Here is an 18,686-nt window from a genome sequence, read left to right as displayed (position 1 = left end):
ATTGAAGTTAATGAACGAAAACAACCCTACTGAAAAATAGAAAATATGCCGGAGGTGAATATGTCCTACGCATCTGCACAAACGTTTAAAACCCATTCCAACGTGAATGCGGATAACCCAGGCAGGGATAACTACGTCGCCCAAAATACCGCCGCTTTTGAACGCGATCTGACGCCGGAAGCCAGTTGGCAATTGGTCAACAGCGGGGCGGCGGTGTTGGTGGACATCCGTACCCCGGAAGAGCGCAAAACCTTTGGCTACGTTGAGGAATCCGAGCGGGTTCCCTGGTTAACCGGCTCGAACAAAATCCGCAACCCGCGTTTTTTCCTTGAGTTAAGCAAAGTCGTCGACAAACAACAGCAGGTCATCCTGCTGTGCCAAACCGGCAAACGCTCCGCCGATGCGGTGCTGGCGGCCCTTAAAGCCGGTTATACGCAGGCTTACGGCGTACAAGGCGGGATCGAGGGCGCACGACACTTGCCCTGGCTAAAGACAGCCTGACGGCGCTCGAACCGAGTGGGTCATTGGGCGTTATCACATAAACAGAGGGAATTATGACTCGCTTTTCACAGCCGCAAGAAAACACCAACTGGCAACTTGCCGATATCGTTAATGAGCTGCGCTCAGCGCGGCTCTCCTGGCGCGAGCGCAGCGGCCAGGCGTCGCTTTCCGGGCAAAAGGAGCTGCCGTCGAAAAGTGCGGTCAGCGAAATAACCGAATCGCTGCGAGCGATTTTATTCCCGATGCGCTTGGGGCCGGACGATCTGCGCCATGAAAGCGAAGACTACTTCGTTGGCCATACGCTGGACGCGGTGCTGAATGCATTGCTGATTCAGGTGCGCCTTGCTTTGGGGTTTAGCCGTTCCGAGGACGACGACGCTGAGCGAGGGGACTCGCTCAATGCGCAGGCGGTGACGCTGGTGCGGCAATTCGCCGCCGTGCTGCCGGCCATTCGCCGCCGGTTGGACAGCGACATTCTGGCCGCTTATCACGGCGATCCTTCGGCGCGCAGCGTGGACGAGGTGTTACTGTGTTTCCCCGGCGTCAACGCCATTATCCACCACCGGCTGGCGCACTATTTCTATCTCGCGGGCGTTCCTTTGCTGGCACGCATCATCGCCGAAAAGGCTCACGGTGAAACCGGTATCGATATTCATCCCGGTGCACAAATCGATGACGGCTTTTTTATCGACCACGGCACTGGCGTAGTGATTGGCGAAACCGCCATTATCGGCAAGCGGGTACGTCTCTATCAGGCGGTCACGCTGGGCGCCAAACGCTTTGTCACCGAAGAGTCCGGCATTTTGCAAAAAGGGCAGCCACGCCATCCGATTATTGAAGACGATGTGGTGATCTACGCCGGCGCCACTTTGCTGGGCAGGATTACCATTGGCAAGGGATCGTCCATTGGCGGCAACGTATGGCTGACGCGCAGCGTCAAACCGGGCAGTAATATTCGCCAGGCAAATATCCAGAGCGACAGTCATGAATTTGGCTCAGGTATTTAATGTGGCGCATTTCAACAATGTTAATAACCCGCAGTGAGGTCTGCGAAACGGAATCAATAAATCGATATTTTATTTGACGCGCTATTTAACCGGTAATTATTAATTATTTATCACCAGCCTATTTTTTTCAGGAGAAACAACCATGTCTCAACACAATGACGCCCGGCTTGCATTAGGGGATAATGCAGCACGGCAATTGGCTAACGCGACAAAGACCGTCCCGCAATTATCCATTATCACCCCGCGTTGGTTGGTGCATTTGCTGCAATGGACACCGGTCGAGGCCGGGATATTTCGCCTGAACAAGGTCAAGAATCCGTTAAATGTTCAGGTTGCCTGCTCGCAGCGCGATGAAGGATTGTTACCCCAGACCTATGTGGATTACGAAGAAGCGCCGCGCGAGTATTTTCTCAATGCCGTTACCACCATTCTGGATGTGCATACCCGCGTCTCCGATTTATACAGCAGCCCGCACGATCAAATTCGCGAACAGCTGCGCCTGACCATTGAAACCATTAAAGAGCGCCAGGAAAACGAGCTGATCAATAACCCTGAGTACGGTTTATTGGCCAGCGTCGATGACGCCCAGCGTATTTCAACGCTGACCGGTGCGCCGACGCCGGACGATCTGGACGAACTGATCACCAAAGTATGGAAAGAACCCGGTTTCTTCCTCGCTCATCCGTTAGCCATCGCCGCCTTTGGCCGCGAGTGCACCCGCCGTGGCGTGCCGCCGCCAACCGTCAGTCTGTTCGGTTCGCAGTTTCTCACCTGGCGTGGCTTGCCGCTGATCCCCTCGGACAAGCTGCCCATCGACGAAGAAGGCAAAACCAAAATTATCCTGCTGCGTACCGGGGAAAAACGTCAGGGTGTCATTGGCCTTTACCAGCCGGGCGTCGCGGGTGAGCAAAGCCCGGGGCTGTCGGTGCGCTTTATGGGGATTAACCGCAATGCGATAGCCTCCTACCTGATCTCCCTTTACTGCTCATTGGCGGTTCTGACTGAAGATGCCGTTGCCGTTTTAGACGATGTTGATGTGAGCAAATATCATGACTATCCAGACAGTTACAAGTAGTTCATTGCCTCACGAGGCGCAGCCGCCAGCCGGATTGCCGGACGTTAACGCGCTGGCTAACCTGGCTAATCAGATCTTCAGTGCCTTGCCTGGACGTGAAGCTGGTGCAGGGCTGCAACCGGCCGCAGGCGGCGAGCGCGCCACGACGGTGTTGCCGCAGACCTTTACGCCGGCTCTAGAACCGGCGCTGGCCACCGACGGCCTGGAGGCGCAAAGGTTGTCCGGCTGGCAGCAGGGCGCAGAGCGGCAAGCCTTTTTGGCTCCGCCGACACTGCCTCAGCCACGGGATCCGGCGGCGACGGCGGGGTTCTATTTTCTGAGCGAAAATCAGGCCCGGCAAAAACGCTTGCCGCAGGATACCGGGCTGGACGGCCTGGCGGAACAGGCGCTCACCGGTCAGGCCCATCTTAGTGACCAACCCTTCGCCGGGGCGGTCAACGGCGGGCTGGAGTCGGTTATCGGATCGCTGTTTCCTGCCGTCGCGGCACCGGTTAGCGGCGTAGCGCAAGAGGCGACCAGCGGGCAGTATTATTTCCTGGAACAGGGGCAACCACGGCGAGAAGCCGCACCGCAGCAACGGCCGCGCAGCAGTTTTGATGTGCATGCCGTACGCCGCGACTTTCCCATTCTTTCCGAACGGGTTAACGGCAAACCCCTGGTGTGGCTGGATAACGCCGCCACCACCCATAAACCGCAAGTGGTTATCGATCGACTGGCGTATTTCTACGCCCATGAAAACTCGAATATCCACCGTGCGGCGCATGAGCTGGCCGCCAGGGCAACGGATGCTTATGAAGGGGCCAGAAACAGCGTTGCTCGTTTTCTGGGGGCCAAATCACCGGCGGAAATTATCTTTACCCGAGGCGCAACGGAAGCCATTAACCTGATTGCCAACACCTTTGGCCGGCAACACATCGGCGAAGGCGATGAAATCGTGGTTTCCCAGTTGGAACACCACGCCAACATCGTGCCCTGGCAGCAGCTTGCCGCCAGCGTGGGGGCTAAAATTCGGGTGATCCCGGTGGATGACAGCGGGCAGATTCTGCTGGATGAATACCGCAAGCTCTTGTCGCCGCGTACCCGTTTGGTGTCGATCACCCAGGTATCCAATGCGCTGGGCACGGTGACGCCGGTCGAGCAGGTGATTGCGCTGGCTCATCAGGCCGGAGCGCGGGTGTTGGTAGACGGCGCACAGGCGGTATCGCACCTGAAGGTTAACGTGCAGGCGCTGGACGCGGACTTTTACGTGTTCTCCGGCCACAAGGTGTTTGGCCCAACCGGCATCGGCGCGGTGTACGGCAAGGCGGAGCTGCTGGAAACCCTGCCGCCGTGGCAGGGTGGCGGCAATATGATTGCCGATGTCACCTTTGAGAAAACGCTGTACCAGCCGGCACCGGCCAGGTTTGAAGCCGGCACCGGCAACATCGCAGACGCGGTGGGGTTGGGGGCGGCGCTGGACTATGTCGAACGCCTGGGGCTCGATAATATCAACCGTTATGAGCATGAATTGCTGGAGTACGCCACCGAGCAGTTGATCCGCATTCCCGGCCTGCGCCTGATTGGCACCGCAGCCAATAAGGCCAGCGTGCTGTCGTTTGTGCTGAGCGGCTACCGTACCGAAGAAGTGGGCAACGCGCTTAACCGTGAAGGCATTGCGGTGCGTTCCGGCCATCACTGCGCCCAACCGATCCTGAGGCGCTTTGGCGTTGAGGCGACGGTGCGGCCATCGCTGGCGTTTTACAATACCTACGAGGAAGTGGATCTGTTGGCGGCAACCTTGCACAAGCTGGCGAAAGGGCGCTAACAACGAGACGTGATAACCCGGCCGGCGCAGAACACTCTGCGCCGGTTTTTTTTATCCCCCGGCCCCCAGAGTTGCATCACCGGTAACGTTGAAGGTAAACGAGACTTTTTCATGCAAGCTACCGGGTTTCCAGCAGCTACGAGCAATAGCGCTTTTCGCTTCATAATAGAATTCTGGATTTCCCGTTAGTTCGATATTCTTTGCTTTACCTCTATCATCAACGTCAAACGTACCTGTTATTTTACCGTCAATCTTTTTCGCCATTGCGGCAGCGGGATAAAACGGACGTTCGTAAAAAACTTGCCCGTCACAGCCCAAATTGGGCGGCTGAACAACCTTCGACGTGGTGTTTTCGGCACCCCTTGCATAAATACAATCACCCACGGCGCTGGTTTTTTCACATCCTGAGGGTTTCATTGGCGTACAACCTGCCAGAATAACAGTGGCAAGCGGCATAAGGATAAAACGTGTCATGTCATGGTTCCTGCTCAGGTTTCCGTCAGGGAGCTATTTAACTCCCATTCCACCATTTAGGGGGCATATTTTTTCACTGGAAACATTATAGAGGGGGGAGCCTGAATAACGTGGAAAATTGCACGTTTAGCGTGTTTTTAACCACAAAAAGAAAAGCCGCACAAAAGTGCGGCCAAAATAAAGTTCGCGACGAACGAAACAAGGACAAAAACTCCGGTAGACAGGCCCTGAAAGAAAATGCTCCCAGAGACATATCCCGATAATAATAAAAATATCCCCGCAGGTTAAATGCCGAATATCGCTTTGCTTTGCTGAATTAATGCAAATATATTCAGCAAGTTACTTATCCTCAGACCAGCGTGCGGCGCTGACGTCCACCTTGACCGGCAGCAGGCCAATCGCGGTGAACTTGTCGGCTAATTGCTGCTGTTCGGCAAATACCGCCGGCGTCATGCGTTGGCTGCCGAACGGCATGCGGGCGAGGGCTCTGGCCCAAATGGCCTGCTCCAACCCGGTGCTTTGCGCCAGGATCTTCGCCGCGTCGTCCTGATGGGCATTGGCCCAGGCGCTCAGTTCACTTAGCTGGTCGATCACCAATTTTGCGCTGTCCGGGTAGGTTTCGGCAAAGTGGCGGCTGGCGAGATAGAAGGTGTAATGCGGCACCAGACCTTCGGCATCCTTCAGCAGACGGGCGTTGGCGTGGGTTTCCACCTCGGCGTAGTAAGGGTCCCAAATCACCCAGGCGTCTACGCTGCCGCGCTGGAAGGCGGCGCGGGCGTCACTCGGCGGCAAATACACCGGTGTCACGTCTTTGTAGCTCAGCCCGGCCTGCTCAAGCGCGCTGACCAACAGGTAGTTGACGTCGGAGCCTTTGTTCAGCGCAACGCGTTTGCCTTTGAGGTCGGCAACGGTTTTGATCGGCGAATCCTGCGGCACCACTATGGCTTCGGTTTTCGGGCTGGCCGGCGAATGCCCCAGATAGATCAAATCGGCTTTGGCAGCCTGGGCAAAAGCCGGTGGCGCATCGCCGGTAGCCGCCAGATCAATGCTGCCGACGTTCAGCCCTTCGAGCATTTGCGGCCCGGCGGGAAACTCAATCCAGCGCACCTTGATGCCCTGCGGCGTCAGGGTTTGTTCCAGCGTACCGCGATATTTCAACAGGGCGAAGATATTGGCTTTCTGGTAACCGATGGTGATTTGCTGCGGTTTTTCCTGCGCCGCAACGGTCGGCAGGGCAAATGCACCCAACAGCAGCGAAGCGGCGATCAGCGAGGCTTTCAGTTTTTTCATTACACATATCCAGTCAGTAAAGGTTAATGACGGTGGTTTAACCGGCGGGAAAGCCGATCGCCAAAAAATTGCAGCAGGGTCACCAGCGCCACCAACACCACGATGACGGTGAGCATCACCTGGGTGTCGAAACGCTGGTAACCATAACGGTAAGCCAGGTCACCCAGGCCGCCTGCGCCTATGGCTCCGGCCATCGCAGAGGCGTTAATCATGGTCACCAGGGTGATGGTAAAGCCGCTGACAATACCGGGCATGGCTTCCGGCAGCAGCACATGGCGAATGATATGCCCACGGCGGCAGCCCATTGCCTGCGCCGCTTCCACCAGGCCGTGATCCACCTCTCGCAGGCTGACTTCGGCGATACGCGCGAAAAACGGCATGGCGGCGATGGTCAGCGGCACCACGGCGGCCCATACGCCGTAAGAGGTGCCGACAATCATGCGGGTGAAGGGGATCAGCGCCACCATCAGGATCAGAAAGGGGATCGAGCGGAACAGATTCACCAGCCAGCCGAGCACCCGCTGAACGCCAACCTGCTCATACAATCCACCGCGTTCGCTGACCACCAACAGGATCGCCAGCGGCAATCCCAGAATCAACGCCAACAGGGACGAAACGCCCACCATCAGCAACGTATCGAGAAATCCGGCCCACAGCCGTTCAAGCAACAGTGACATAGCCCAGGACCTCCACGCTGTCGGCCAGCGTCTGCGGAATGGTTCGATTATTCGGTGACGGCGTCACGGTTAACAACAGATAACCGATGGCGCGCCCCTGAATATGCTCAATGGCGCTTTCCACCAGCGTCACGCTGCCCTGAAAAGCCGCCAGCACGTGGTTTAGCTCCAGCGATGCACCTTGGCCGCGGTAGCGTAGCCGGATCAATTGCGGTGCATCCGGCGTGGGGGGCGTGGCGGCGATCCGCCCAACCCATTCCTCCGGCAAGCGATCGTGTGAGGGGGTCAGCAGGATACGGGTCGTTTCCTGCTGCGGGTTGCCGTACACCTGCCACACCGGGCCGCATTCGATAATCTCCCCCCGTTCCAGCACCGCCACCCGGTGGCAGATATCATGGATCACCTCCATTTCATGGGTAATCAGCACTATGGTGATGTTGAACTCACGGTTGATGCGCTGTAACAACGCCAGAATGGCGCGGGTGGTTTCCGGATCGAGCGCGGAGGTAGCTTCATCGCACAACAGCAATTCGGGGTTATGCACCAGCGCCCTGGCGATGCCGACCCGCTGTTTCTGCCCGCCGGAAAGCTGCGCCGGATAGGCGTCCGGGTAGTCGCTCAGCCCGACCAGCTCCAGCAATGCGTCCACTCTGTCGCGCCGCTCGGCGACCGACACGCCCGCCACCCGCAGCGGCAACTCGATATTCTGCCGGACGGTTTTGGCCGACAGCAGATTGAAGTGCTGAAAAATCATGCCGGTGCGCCGCCGATAAGCCACCAGTTGATCTTCATCCAATTGGCCGATATCGACGCCATCGACCTCCACGCTACCGCCGCTGGGGCGTTCCAGCCGGTTAATGGTGCGGATCAGGGACGACTTGCCGGCGCCGCTGCGGCCGATAATGCCGAAGATCTCCCCACGGCGAATGTCCAGGGAGATCTCCTTCAGCGCCTCGGTCAGTTGGCCGGGGTAACGCTTGCTGAGCCGGGTAAAGCGCAGGTGGGTGTCATCATGGCGGCGCACCACCTCTTCGGCGACCAGGGCGCCTGGGTTAGGCAAAATCAGGCTGGACATAAACTACTGGCTCCAGCCCGGCTGATACAGCTTGCCGTAGAAACTGTCGAGTTTGGCGCGCACGACCGGTGAATGCTGGTAAACGTCGACAAACTTGCGCAGGCGCGGGTCATCCTGATGGCCATCTCGGACCACGAACTGGATCACGTACTCCGGGTTTTCCAGACCGTCGAACAGCAGGGCGCTGTTGGGATCGACGGTGCCGGACAGCCGCAGATAGTGCGGATAGCCCTGCGCCAGGTCAACTTCCTCCAGCGTGCGTGCCAGTTGCACCGCTTCCACTTCGATAATTTTGATGTGTTTAGGGTTACTGACGATGTCTGCCTGGGTGGCCTGCAGGCCGGATCCCGGTTTGAGCTTAATCAGCCCGGCTTTTTGCAACAGCAACAGACCGCGGCCACCGTTAATCACGTCGTTGGCGATCGCCACTTTGGCACCCTCCGGCAGATCGGCGATGCTTTGGTATTTTTTGGAGTACAGCCCGACGTTATTGATGATCGCCGGGGCATAGGCCACCAGGTGGAAATTGCCTTCTTTATTGGCGTTGTGCAGGAACGGCAGGTGCTGGAACAGGTTGACGTCGATATCGCCGTTTTCCAGGCTGACGTTCGGCGCGGTCCAGTCGCTGAATTCGATGATGTCGACCTTCAGCCCCTGTTTGCGAGCCTCTTCCGCCGCCACCTCCAGCGGCGGGGCGAAGGCGGCGGTGGTGCCGACTTTCAGCGCACCGCTGTAATCATTGGCCGCAGCCGCCGCGCTTGAGAGTGCCAGCAACGCCGAAAACAGCAGTGTTTTTGTCCGAGAGGGTATTGTCATAGGGTTGTTCCTTCAAAAGAAAAAATAAGGGTTCAAACGGGTAACGGCGCACCCAGACGCCAGCCGGCCGCCGGATGGCTTTGCGGCAAGCGATCCTGCTGTCGAAACAGCTTTTGCCGCAGGCTGCCGGCACGGTAGGCGGTTTTGTAGCGGCCACGGGCTTGCAACTCCGGCACCACCAGATCGATAAAATCGCGGTAGCTGCCTGGGTTAACGATGCGCGTCAGGTTAAACCCGTCGATATCGGCCTGATCCACCCATTGCAGCAACGCATCCGCCACCTGTTGCGGATCGCCCACCACCAGCGGATAACGCCCGCCCATGGCGTGCTGTTCCAGCAATTGGCGGCGGGTCCAGCCGCTGTAGGTTTGGGTTACCGACTCAATGGCCTGCGTCGGCCCGGCCTGGATCGGGTCGTCCAGACCAAAGCGTGAAAGATCGATACCGGTCGAACTGGAAAAATGCGCCAGACCGGCTTCGGGGCTGGCGTAACGCAGATATTCACGGTATTTGTCCTGCGCCTCGGCGGCGGTTGGCGCAACGATAACGCCGACCCCCATAAACACTTTCAAATCCTGTCGCTGACGGCCGGCCGCCACCGCTGCGCTACGCAGCTTGTCCACCTGCGCTTTCATTACCGCCGGGGTAGCGTGGTTAACGAAGGTGCACTCCGCGTGGCGGGCGGCGAACTGAATACCGCGCGCCGAGCTGCCGGCCTGGAACAGCAGCGGGGTACGCTGCGGCGAAGGCGAAGACAGGTGATAGCCCTCCACCTGATAAAACTCGCCGCGGTGGGTAACCTTGTGGATCTTGTGCGCATCGGCGTAAATCCGCCGTTGGCGGTCGGCCAACACGGCGTCATCTTCCCAACTGCCTTCCCATAACTGATAGGCCACGTCGAGAAACTCATCGGCCTGATCGTAACGGCGATCGTGCCCTTCCCAACTGCCTTCCCATAACTGATAGGCCACGTCGAGAAACTCATCGGCCTGATCGTAACGGCGATCGTGCCCGATCTGTTCGTTCAACCCCATCGCACGCGCGGCGCTGTCCAGATAGCCGGTGACGATATTCCAGCCGATGCGGCCCTGGGTCAGATGGTCCAGCGTCGACAAGCGACGGGCAAAGGGATAGGGCGCTTCGTAACTCAGGTTGGCGGTGATGCCGAAGCCCAGATGTTGGGTCACTCCGGCCATCGCCGACACCAGCAACAGCGGATCGTTAACCGGCAGCTGTATCGACTCGCGGGCGGTCAGGGCGATGTTTTGCTGATAGACATCGTAAACGCCGAGGATATCGGCGATAAACAGCCCGTCGAACAGCCCACGCTCCAGCAACTGCGCCAGCTCGGTCCAGTAGCCGAGCTGGTTGAACTCGGTGGAGCGATCCTGCGGATGGGTCCACATGCCGTGATGAATGTGGCCGACGCAGTTCATGTTGAAGGCGTTCAGCAGAACTTCTTTGGCGATGACGCTCATTACAGAGTCCCCCGGCGCGGCGGCAGCACCCCGTTCAGCACGTAATTGCCGATCGCCGGGTATTTCCAGCGCACCGGATCGTGCAAGGTGTGGGTTCGGGCGTTGCGCCAGTGGCGATCGAGGTTATATTCCTGCAGCGTGGCACGGCTACCGGCCAGCTCAAACAGCAGATTGCCGGCGGCCAGCGCGACCTCGGTGGTCCAGGCGCGCGCCGTGGCGACCTCGATCGAGGCTTGTGCGACCGACAGGGCATCGCTGTGGCGCTGAGCGACATCGATGGCTTCACCGGCTACCGCCAGCAGGGCGTCACCGGCCTGAATGCGGGCGGAAATTTTGCCGATGCGGTCCAGCGTCAGCGGGTCTTCGCTGGCGTGTTCGACACCGGCATCAATCCACGGGCGCGAACGGCTGCGAACAAATTGCAGCATGTCCTGCCACGCGGCTTTGGCGATGCCCTGGTCGATGGCGGCGTGCATGATTTGCGCCAGCGGGCCAACCGGCGTCGGCCGTTCAAACGCCGTCTGGAAGGGCACGATATCCTCTTCATCCACCGGGCACTGTTCCAGCGTCACGCTGCCGCTGCCGGTGGTGCGCTGGCCAAAGCCGGACCAGTCGTCGGTGATGCTCAGGCCAGGCGTATTGCGCGGCAAAAACACCAACTGTTCTTTACCGTCTTCACCCCGCGCTGCGGTCGGGATGCGCCCGGCGTACAACGCGCCGGTAGCGTAAAACTTTTGGCCCGACAGCTGCCATTGGCCTTCATGCCTGGCCAGCGAGGTGCTGCGGTGGTGGGCGGCCTTGCTGGCAAACTCCGCCAGCGCATTGCCGAAATGCACGCCGGCCAGCGCTTCCTGGTACAGCCGCCGTTGCTGCTGCGGCGAACCGTTCACCCGCAGCACTTCCAGCGCGTAATAGTGGTTTTGCGGCACCTGGCCGATCGACGCATCGCCCTGGCTGAGAATAGCGATGACCTGCGCCAGCACGCGATTCGACAACCCCGGGCCGCCAAATTCTTGCGGCACGGTAATCGCGCCGAGCCCAGAGGCGAACAGGTCTGCCAGTTCGGCTACCGGCAATCGCCGTTGGCTGTCACGCTCGGCGGCGGTCGGGCTGAATTGCTCCGCCAGCCGGTGTGCGGTCTCCAGCGCCTGTTCGGGGCTGGTAATGCGTTGCGCCACGCGTTGAGGGGCTACCTGAGTGGTCATGTTCTGCTCCTTTAAATCCACGAATGGCGCGCCGGAAAGCGGCCGTTGAGGTAGTACTCGCCAATGGCGTGGTATTTCCAGCGCACCGGATCGTGCAACGTGTGGGTGCGTGCGTTGCGCCAGTGGCGATCGAGGCCGTGCTCCGCCAGCGTGGCGCGGCTGCCGGACCATTCGAACAGCTTTTCGCTGGCCAACAGCGCCACTTCCGTGGTCAACACCTTGGCTTCGGCGACCGCGATCGACGCCGCTGCGGCGCTTTCGGCGGTTACCGGCCAGCGGTCAACCTCATCGAGCGTCCGCGCCGCACGGCGCAACAGGGCGTTCGCCGCGCTCAACTCCATGCTGAGCCGGCCGACGTCGGCCAGAATGTAGGGATCGTCCGCGTTGCGTTCGACGCCTGCGTCGATCCAGGGGCGGGAACGCTCGCGAATAAACTGGGTGGCCTCATCCAGCGCGCCCTGCGCAATGCCGGCATCGATGGCGGCCTGAATCAGTTGGGAAACGGCGCCCTGAATCGTCGGTTTTTCTGCCAGCGGCAGCAGCGGGATCACATTGGCCGGATCGACCAGAACCTCGCGCAGGCGCACCGTGCCGCTGGCGGTAGTGCGCTGCCCCATGCCGGACCAGTCGTCGACGATCTCCAGACCTGCCGCCGGGTGGGGGATCAATGCCAGTACCGGCTGCTGCCGATCGTCGAGTGCCTTGGCGGCGACGATATGGGCGAACAGCGCGCCGGTGGAGTAAAATTTGTCGCCGGTAAAGCGCAGGCCGTCTGCGGTTTGCCGTAAGCGGCTCTGCATATCCAACGTGTGCTTGCTGTTTTTCTCCGGGCCACCGTTCCCGATGCGTTGACCGGCCAGCACCGCCGCGAAAATACGCCGTTTTTGTTCTTCGCTGCCGGCATCACGAATTAACTGAATCAGGCCGAAATGGTTTTGCGGAATTTGCCCCAGCGCCGGATCGACGGCGGAAATCAGGCGAAACACCTCCGCCAGCGTGGTAAAGGACAGTTCCGGTCCGCCGTATTCGCGCGGAATGGAAATGCCACCGAGGCCAGACTGGGTAAACAGCGCCAACTGTTGCAACGGATAGCGCCGCTGGCGGTCACGCAGTTGGGCTTCAGGCGCGGCGGCCACGGCGACTTGTCGCGCTGCATCCAGCGCCTGTTGGTCGTCGACAATCCTGTGGGTCCATTCTTCTGCGGGAGGGAAATTGGCCGCATCCGGCGCAGGCAAAACAGAAACAACCATAACGATGTCCTCAATACGGAGACGGCAGTAAATAGCGCGCCGCCGCGGGCGTAGCGCGATGAAATATAATTAAAATTTAAGTTGTTACAACGGGTGGGGTACGAAGTGATAATAATAATTTGCAGGTTGCGGTGTAAAGCAAAGGCTTATTATAAATAGTCCATTGCTTAGCGATTAATTAGCTTTGCGATAGGCGGGGGATGATTTTCCCGCACCGATAACGAATACCCGCGGGCAAGAGGGCTCTACCCGCGCAGCCAGTGACGCACAGCTCATTCCAGTAGCTGAAACGGATGCGCTGTTTCAGCCGGTTATTCCACACATAACGCGTCATCGTTAATTCCTCCTCCGTGTCTGCTTAATAGAGGTAACAGCTATTTTAAAACGGGTCGAATACGTTATTTCGCTTAGCTTTTGAGGTTTTCGGGATAATAGGTTCACCGCCGTCAGGCTTTCTGCTAACGAGAAAGGAAAACCTGTTATCCATGAAGGGCTGTCCAGATGGCCGGGTCGGAAGGCCGAAGGCGAACTGCTCTGACCTTTGGTCCGAGCCGTAACAATCGCTTTCATGAGGCAACAAATTGAGACATATTAACGCCCAATAATTTGATAACGATAATCATTATCTTTAGTGGGGAAAGAAATATGTTACGAAAATTGCGCGCCGCCATCGGTTTACTCGGCCTGGGAATGATGTTTTGCGCTGGGGCTCAGTCCACGGTGATCACGGACGTGAGCGGGCGGAAGGTTGAAATTCCCGGCGAAGTGAAACGCATCATTTTGGGCGAAGGGCGTCAGATTTATCTGCTGGCGGCCTTTGATACCGACGCCCCTTTCAAGCGGGTGGTGGGCTGGCGCGATGACTTCCCCAAGGCAGATTATGACGGTTATAGGGCTTATGAAGCCCGTTACCCGGAAATCAAAAAATTACCGACCTTTGGCGGCGCTAAAGACGGCACCTTCAACGTTGAGCAGGCGCTGACGCTGAAACCCGATTTGGTGCTGATGAACCTGGAGTCAAAGGCCGCTACCGATGAAGGCCAGTTGATCGAAAAACTGAAAGCGGTGGGCGTACCGGTAGTGTTTATCGATTTTCGCGAGAAACCTTTTGAAAATGCGGATAAAAGCATTCGCATTATGGGGCAGTTGCTCGGCAAGCAACAGCGTGCCGAAGACATTGTTCAGTTCCGTCAGCGTGAAATTGCCCGCGTCACCTCACGCCTGGCGAACTTCACCGGTCACCGTCCGTCGGTGATGATCGACCGCGCCGGCGGTTACAGCGAAGAGTGCTGCATGTCGTTTGGCGATGAGAATTTTGGCCGCATGGTGGAAGTGGCCGGCGGAAAGAATATCGCCAAGGATCTGATCCCCGGTACTTTCGGCACGCTGAACCCTGAGCAAATCATCGCCAGCAAGCCTGAGGTGGCGATTGTCACCGGCGCCAACTGGAAAAATTACAATACCATCGGGCAATGGGTGGGCGTTGGTCCGGGGGCCGATAGCCAACAGGCGCAGAAACGGCTGCAACGTTTGATGGAGCGCCCGGCATTCCGCACGCTGCCGGTGGCCCATAACGGCAATGCGCACGCCATTTGGCATCAGTTCTATGACAGCCCGTATCAGTTTGTCGCCATTCAGGTAATGGCCAAATGGCTGCACCCGGATCTCTTCCGCGATTTGGATCCGGATCGCACCTTCAGAGAATTCCACGAGAAGTTCCTGCCGCTGCCTTACCAGCCAGGCTACTGGGTTTCATTACCGGCGCAATAACGCCATTCGCTCCGGGTTTGTCCTGATTACAAAGGCCGCCCGCAAGGATACACTCAGCGATGCCGGTTCCTCATGTGGGGGACCGGCATCGGCATTTTGCATAAGGGGTATTGCGTGGTGGGCAAGCTTAATTTGGACCAGCTTCAGACTTTTGCTTTGGTGGTCAGGCAAGGGAGTTTTTCCGCCGCAGGGGAAGTGCTTGGGCTGACCCAGCCTGCGGTCAGCTTGCAAATCCGGCAGTTGGAACAGCGGCTGCACGTTCGGCTGCTGGAGCGGGTCGCCAGGCGCGTGCGGCCGACGTCCGCCGGTGAGGCGCTGCTGGAACACATAAGTCACATCAATGCGGCGGTGGATCATGCGCTGAGCGACATGGCCGGCCACGCGCAGGAGATTGCCGGCACCGTGACTCTGGGCACAGGCGCCACCGCCTGTATCCATTTGCTGCCGACGCTGCTGCGGGAGTTGAAACAGGCTTATCCCTTGTTGAACGTCGGGGTGCGCACCGGCAACACCGATGACATGGTGAAAGCGGTGGAAGAAAACCGCATCGACATCGCATTGGTGACCTTTCCGGCCAATGGCCGCAGCTTGCAGTTGACGCCGCTGCTGCAAGACGAGTTTGCCGTCATTTTCCCGGCCGATTCCCCCGATTTGCCTGCCACGTTCACCCCGCAAACTCTGGGTGCGCTCCCGTGGGTGGCTTTTGAATCCGGCAGCAGCACCCGCCGTTTGATTGATGGCTGGTTCCTTGACGCGGGGGTTAAACCCGCGCCGGTAATGGAACTGGGCAGCATAGAGGCGATCAAAGAGATGGTTGCCGCCGGGCTTGGGTACAGCATTGTGCCGCGCATGGCACTGTCCGGTACCCGGGGAGACGCTCTTACGCCCGCGCTTGAGCGCACTTTGGGCATCGTACTGCGCCAGGATAAGCCACTGAGCAGGGCGTTGCAGAAGGTGCTCGCCAGCCTGCACGCCTTGAAAAAATAACCCGCCGCTTACTGCCCCTCCGCCGCGTGGGCGGTTTTACCCGCGCGCATCACCCGCCAGCCAAAGTTCATGCCCGCAGCGGCAATCAGGATGGCGGCTGCGCCCAAGAGCTGCATCAGGCTGAGGCGGTGCCCGAAGACCGCCCAATCGACGATGATCGCCACCAGCGGGTAGATGAACGACAACGCGCCGACCAGGCTGGTGGGGATTTTCTGGATCGCGCCATACAGCAGCGAAGACATCAGCCCGGTATGCACCAGGCCGATGGTCGCCAGCAGCAACCAGGCATTGGCCGTTGAGGGCAGGTGGGCCAGGCCGGCGAACGGCGCCAGCACCACCACCCCGACGCTGAGCTGGATCAATACGATCAAATGCGGCGGCACGGTTTTTAGCCCTTTGACGATCGCCGCCGCCACCGCATACATAAACGCCGCGCCCAATGCCAACAGCACGCCGATAACGTAATCCGACCCCGAACCCTCAGCGCCTGGGCGGCCGGTAATGATCAGCAACATGCCGCCGAAGGCCAGCAGCAGCCAAGCCAGCTTATTTGCCGTCAGCTTTTCGCCAAAGAACAGTACGCCCAGCCCGACCAGCATAAAAGGTTGGACGTGATAGGTGACCGTGGCTACGGCGATAGAGGCATGGGCATAAGCGCCAAACAACAGCGTCCAGTTCAGCACCAGCGCCATGCCGCCCAATACCGCCACGGCGGCCTGACGTCGGGTCAGCATGCCTTTCTTCAACAGGCCAAGCAGGGCACAGGCGATCAACATCGCCAGCGCGCCAAACGCGCAACGCCAGAAAACGACCGTCGTTGGCGGTTGCCCTAGCGCGATCACCGGCCAGCCGACGGTGCCGGAGATCACCATCGCCAGGGTCATCTGTACTACGCCGCGGGTGTTTACCTTCATTTGCCTTCTCCCTGATTGAGTGCCGTGCTTGCCGCCGTCGACGAACACCATTAAAATGAACAACTGAACATTATGATGAACAGCGCATGCCTGTTCGTCAAGTCGAACAAATGGATGATATGGTGAACAATGAGCGATAACTCCAGCAATACCGGCACGCCCATCGGCCTGCTTTCGGCCGCCATTCGCCGCGAACGCGAGCGGTTGGGGCTATCGGTCACCGAACTGGCGCGCCGCGCCGGCATCGCAAAATCGACGCTTTCGCAATTGGAAACCGGCAGCGGCAACCCAAGCCTGGAAACCTTGTGGTCGCTGGCGATGGCCCTCGACGTGCCGGTCAGCCGGTTAATCTCTCAACCGCGTCAGCACGTACAGGTGATCCGCGCCAACGAAGGGGTCACCACGGTTTCCGAACAGGCCAACTATGCCGCTACGTTGCTGGCAACCTGCCCGCCGGGAGCACAGCGCGATATTTACCGTTTGCGCGTTCAGCCGGGCGAGACGCGGGTTTCACGCCCGCATATGCCGGGCACCATTGAGCACGTGATTATCAGCAGCGGCAGGGCGCGAATCGGGCCGACGGAGCAGCCGGTGGAGTTGAGTGCGGGGGATTACATCAGTTACTCCGCCGATCGGGAGCATATTTTTGAAGCCCTGGAGGCGGATACCACGGCGGTGATGCTGATTGAACAAGGCTAACCCGGCGCGGTAAAGCGCGCCGGGCCAGGGCCTCAGTAATACAGGCGGGGTTCTGCGGATTCGATCATGCTGCGCAGCTTGGTCAGGGCAAATTTCAATTCGCTGCGGCTGGTTGGCGACATCAGCACGATGCGTACGGCACGCGTGTGGCCGCTGCGTTCGGCCAAGAATTGCGTGCCGCTGGAAATATTCACCCCCTGAGCGCGCGCCAGATTGGCGAACTCATCGCTGGTCCAGGGCTCGGGCAGAGTGACCCAAATGTGGTAACCGTAGGGTTGCGAAGCGACCTCCAGCCCGTGGAAAACCTCTGCGGCGATGGCCTGGCGCGCCGCCGCTTCTTGCTTCTGGGTTTGCAGCATTTCAGCCCCAATGCCGGAAGTCACGATATTGCTGGCCAACTGCGCGATAAGCGGGGAAGGCATCCAGATGCTGGTTCGCACCATCGACGTCAACCGCGACAGGGTTTCCGCCGGCGCATGCAGATAACCGATGCGCAACGCCGGTGAGATGCTTTTCGACAGGCTGGTCAGGTACACCGAGCGTTCAGGAGCAAACGAAGACAGCGCCTCGACCGGCTCTGCGGTAAGAAAACCGTAAATGTCGTCATCGAGAATGTAAAAGTCGAACTCGCGGGCAATCTGCGCGATTTCGGCCCGTCTGGCGTTCGACATCACCACCGTGGTGGGGTTTTGGCAGCTCGCCACGCAGATCAGCATCGCCGGTTTTTCCTGGCGGCACAGTGCTCTCAGCGAGTCTGGCACTATGCCCTCGCTATCCATTTCGACCCCGCGCAACCGCCGTCCATTGCCATGAACCAGCGAGATAATGCCCGGATAACACAGCGCTTCGCACAGGATAAGGTCCTGGTGCACCGTCAATGCGTTGATGGCGACCAGCAAACCGTGCTGAGCGCCGGCGGTCAACACCACTTGCTGCCAATGCACATCGGGCAAAAAACGCCGCAGCCAACTGGCGCCGGCGTCGCGATGCGCCGGATGGCCGCCTTCCGGCGAATAGTCGAGCGCCAGCCCCAGCTCCGGGCTGGCGACCAGATGCTCGAGTGCGGTGCGGATCCCTTGTTCCTGGGCCTGCACCTCCGGTTTGATCACCGACAGATCGATATGATCCCGCTGGGCGGAAGATGAAGGGCTAAAGTGGGGCAGGCGCGCGCTTTCCATGGCCCTTTCAGGCGCAGCCAGCACAAAGGTCCCGCGGCCCACTTCGCCCTGAACCAGCCCGCGCCGCGCAGCTTCTTCATAAGCGCGATTAACGGTGCCCGGCGTAACGGCCAGCGTCTGCGCCAGCTCTTTCAATGTAGGCAAACGTGAACCGGCAGGCAGCACGCCGTTGTTGATGTCATTTTGCAGCGCATCTGCAATCAGCAAATACACCGGGGCATTTTTCTCACTGAAGCGCGGTGTCCACATAGACCCTCTGTATGCTTTGAATGGCTATCCCCACGGGCTTTCTGCTTTGGCATTGCTGGCCGCAGGGTGGGGATAAGACGATTACAGTATAAGCCAGCCATTAAATTGATGTAATAAGTATTAACACAGAAAGAATTACACAGATACAATCGACTTAAATTAACTCGATTCAATCGATGTTATTTTCGAAATATTGTTTGTTTATGCATCTCCAACTTGTTGTTTTTAAGTTAATTT

The 18,686-nt window shown here is 58.7% G+C and carries 17 protein-coding genes; 7 read left to right on the top strand and 10 right to left on the bottom strand.

The window, feature by feature from the left end:
• Positions 1-60: 60 nt before the first annotated feature.
• The 4 genes from ACUTQW_RS05745 to ACUTQW_RS05730 all read left to right on the top strand — a co-directional run bounded on the left by ACUTQW_RS05745 (position 61) and on the right by ACUTQW_RS05730 (position 4,387).
• Positions 61-501 (top strand): rhodanese-like domain-containing protein, encoded by a 441-nt coding sequence (locus ACUTQW_RS05745; RefSeq protein ID WP_173401964.1) that lies wholly within the window; start codon positions 61-63, stop codon positions 499-501.
• 53 nt (positions 502-554) lie between these two features.
• Entirely contained in the window at positions 555-1,508 is a 954-nt protein-coding gene (gene epsC, locus ACUTQW_RS05740) for a serine O-acetyltransferase EpsC (RefSeq protein ID WP_004944724.1), read from the top strand.
• A 142-nt stretch (positions 1,509-1,650) separates the two neighbouring features.
• Positions 1,651-2,583: a family 2A encapsulin nanocompartment shell protein gene (locus ACUTQW_RS05735; protein WP_004944722.1), complete on the top strand. Its 933-nt coding sequence runs from the start codon at positions 1,651-1,653 to the stop codon at positions 2,581-2,583.
• The gene (locus ACUTQW_RS05730) at positions 2,558-4,387 is read left to right on the top strand and encodes a family 2A encapsulin nanocompartment cargo protein cysteine desulfurase (RefSeq protein ID WP_020439080.1); all 1,830 of its coding nucleotides are present in this window, start codon (positions 2,558-2,560) and stop codon (positions 4,385-4,387) included. The genes ACUTQW_RS05735 and ACUTQW_RS05730 overlap by 26 nt, the downstream gene beginning before the upstream one ends.
• 51 nt (positions 4,388-4,438) lie before the next feature.
• Here the strand turns inward: ACUTQW_RS05730 and ACUTQW_RS05725 are convergent, their stop codons facing one another.
• The 8 genes from ACUTQW_RS05725 to ACUTQW_RS05690 form a co-directional block, all read right to left on the bottom strand.
• A complete protein-coding gene (locus ACUTQW_RS05725; RefSeq protein WP_020439079.1) occupies positions 4,439-4,861 on the bottom strand; it encodes an energy transducer TonB in 423 nt (140 codons plus the stop codon).
• A gap of 339 nt (positions 4,862-5,200) precedes the next feature.
• Positions 5,201-6,151, bottom strand: a complete 951-nt coding sequence (locus ACUTQW_RS05720; protein WP_062790669.1) for a sulfonate ABC transporter substrate-binding protein — start codon at positions 6,149-6,151, stop codon at positions 5,201-5,203.
• A 23-nt stretch (positions 6,152-6,174) separates the two neighbouring features.
• Positions 6,175-6,828 (bottom strand): methionine ABC transporter permease, encoded by a 654-nt coding sequence (locus ACUTQW_RS05715; RefSeq protein WP_020453854.1) that lies wholly within the window; start codon positions 6,826-6,828, stop codon positions 6,175-6,177.
• Positions 6,812-7,903 (bottom strand): methionine ABC transporter ATP-binding protein, encoded by a 1,092-nt coding sequence (locus ACUTQW_RS05710; protein WP_020439076.1) that lies wholly within the window; start codon positions 7,901-7,903, stop codon positions 6,812-6,814. Before ACUTQW_RS05710 ends, ACUTQW_RS05715 begins: the two co-directional genes overlap by 17 nt.
• Positions 7,904-7,906: 3 nt before the next feature.
• The gene (locus ACUTQW_RS05705; protein WP_020439075.1) at positions 7,907-8,719 is read right to left on the bottom strand and encodes a MetQ/NlpA family ABC transporter substrate-binding protein; all 813 of its coding nucleotides are present in this window, start codon (positions 8,717-8,719) and stop codon (positions 7,907-7,909) included.
• Positions 8,720-8,751: 32 nt separating this feature from the next.
• Positions 8,752-10,197, bottom strand: coding sequence for an LLM class flavin-dependent oxidoreductase (locus ACUTQW_RS05700; protein WP_445654817.1), 1,446 nt, complete (start codon positions 10,195-10,197; stop codon positions 8,752-8,754).
• Positions 10,197-11,402, bottom strand: coding sequence for an SfnB family sulfur acquisition oxidoreductase (locus tag ACUTQW_RS05695; RefSeq protein ID WP_006325451.1), 1,206 nt, complete (start codon positions 11,400-11,402; stop codon positions 10,197-10,199). Before ACUTQW_RS05695 ends, ACUTQW_RS05700 begins: the two co-directional genes overlap by 1 nt.
• Before the next feature lie 11 nt (positions 11,403-11,413).
• A complete protein-coding gene (locus tag ACUTQW_RS05690) occupies positions 11,414-12,652 on the bottom strand; it encodes an SfnB family sulfur acquisition oxidoreductase (protein ID WP_004944699.1) in 1,239 nt (412 codons plus the stop codon).
• Between the two features lie 645 nt (positions 12,653-13,297).
• On the opposite strand from ACUTQW_RS05690, the gene ACUTQW_RS05685 reads away from it, so the two are divergent.
• Positions 13,298-14,422 (top strand): ABC transporter substrate-binding protein, encoded by a 1,125-nt coding sequence (locus ACUTQW_RS05685; protein WP_020439073.1) that lies wholly within the window; start codon positions 13,298-13,300, stop codon positions 14,420-14,422.
• Between the two features lie 72 nt (positions 14,423-14,494).
• Entirely contained in the window at positions 14,495-15,409 is a 915-nt protein-coding gene (locus ACUTQW_RS05680) for a LysR family transcriptional regulator (protein ID WP_037430970.1), read from the top strand.
• A gap of 8 nt (positions 15,410-15,417) precedes the next feature.
• Here ACUTQW_RS05680 and ACUTQW_RS05675 read toward each other — a convergent pair whose 3' ends face one another.
• Entirely contained in the window at positions 15,418-16,323 is a 906-nt protein-coding gene (locus tag ACUTQW_RS05675) for a DMT family transporter (protein WP_006325439.1), read from the bottom strand.
• A gap of 129 nt (positions 16,324-16,452) precedes the next feature.
• On the opposite strand from ACUTQW_RS05675, the gene ACUTQW_RS05670 reads away from it, so the two are divergent.
• A complete protein-coding gene (locus ACUTQW_RS05670) occupies positions 16,453-17,022 on the top strand; it encodes a helix-turn-helix domain-containing protein (protein ID WP_004944689.1) in 570 nt (189 codons plus the stop codon).
• A gap of 32 nt (positions 17,023-17,054) precedes the next feature.
• Here ACUTQW_RS05670 and ACUTQW_RS05665 read toward each other — a convergent pair whose 3' ends face one another.
• The gene (locus ACUTQW_RS05665; RefSeq protein WP_020439072.1) at positions 17,055-18,449 is read right to left on the bottom strand and encodes an aminotransferase-like domain-containing protein; all 1,395 of its coding nucleotides are present in this window, start codon (positions 18,447-18,449) and stop codon (positions 17,055-17,057) included.
• Between the last annotated feature and the right edge of the window lie 237 nt (positions 18,450-18,686).

This window comes from Serratia sp. TSA_7 (assembly GCF_052692135.1).
Note: the sequence above shows the minus strand (reverse complement) of the source record. Positions and strands in the feature narration are given on the sequence as shown.

Excerpts from the sequence above, each read along its gene's own strand:
- ACUTQW_RS05725 (WP_020439079.1), bottom strand. The coding sequence starts at position 4,861 with ATGACACGTTTTATCCTTATGCCGCTTGCCACTGTTATTCTGGCAGGT.
- ACUTQW_RS05690 (WP_004944699.1), bottom strand. The coding sequence starts at position 12,652 with ATGGTTGTTTCTGTTTTGCCTGCGCCGGATGCGGCCAATTTCCCTCCC.
- ACUTQW_RS05670 (WP_004944689.1), top strand. The coding sequence starts at position 16,453 with ATGAGCGATAACTCCAGCAATACCGGCACGCCCATCGGCCTGCTTTCG.
- ACUTQW_RS05680 (WP_037430970.1), top strand. The coding sequence starts at position 14,495 with ATGTGGGGGACCGGCATCGGCATTTTGCATAAGGGGTATTGCGTGGTG.
- ACUTQW_RS05730 (WP_020439080.1), top strand. The coding sequence starts at position 2,558 with ATGACTATCCAGACAGTTACAAGTAGTTCATTGCCTCACGAGGCGCAG.
- ACUTQW_RS05710 (WP_020439076.1), bottom strand. The coding sequence starts at position 7,903 with ATGTCCAGCCTGATTTTGCCTAACCCAGGCGCCCTGGTCGCCGAAGAG.
- ACUTQW_RS05695 (WP_006325451.1), bottom strand. The coding sequence starts at position 11,402 with ATGACCACTCAGGTAGCCCCTCAACGCGTGGCGCAACGCATTACCAGC.
- ACUTQW_RS05675 (WP_006325439.1), bottom strand. The coding sequence starts at position 16,323 with ATGAAGGTAAACACCCGCGGCGTAGTACAGATGACCCTGGCGATGGTG.
- ACUTQW_RS05665 (WP_020439072.1), bottom strand. The coding sequence starts at position 18,449 with ATGTGGACACCGCGCTTCAGTGAGAAAAATGCCCCGGTGTATTTGCTG.
- ACUTQW_RS05735 (WP_004944722.1), top strand. The coding sequence starts at position 1,651 with ATGTCTCAACACAATGACGCCCGGCTTGCATTAGGGGATAATGCAGCA.
- ACUTQW_RS05745 (WP_173401964.1), top strand. The coding sequence starts at position 61 with ATGTCCTACGCATCTGCACAAACGTTTAAAACCCATTCCAACGTGAAT.
- epsC (WP_004944724.1), top strand. The coding sequence starts at position 555 with ATGACTCGCTTTTCACAGCCGCAAGAAAACACCAACTGGCAACTTGCC.
- ACUTQW_RS05715 (WP_020453854.1), bottom strand. The coding sequence starts at position 6,828 with ATGTCACTGTTGCTTGAACGGCTGTGGGCCGGATTTCTCGATACGTTG.
- ACUTQW_RS05685 (WP_020439073.1), top strand. The coding sequence starts at position 13,298 with ATGTTACGAAAATTGCGCGCCGCCATCGGTTTACTCGGCCTGGGAATG.
- ACUTQW_RS05700 (WP_445654817.1), bottom strand. The coding sequence starts at position 10,197 with ATGAGCGTCATCGCCAAAGAAGTTCTGCTGAACGCCTTCAACATGAAC.
- ACUTQW_RS05705 (WP_020439075.1), bottom strand. The coding sequence starts at position 8,719 with ATGACAATACCCTCTCGGACAAAAACACTGCTGTTTTCGGCGTTGCTG.
- ACUTQW_RS05720 (WP_062790669.1), bottom strand. The coding sequence starts at position 6,151 with ATGAAAAAACTGAAAGCCTCGCTGATCGCCGCTTCGCTGCTGTTGGGT.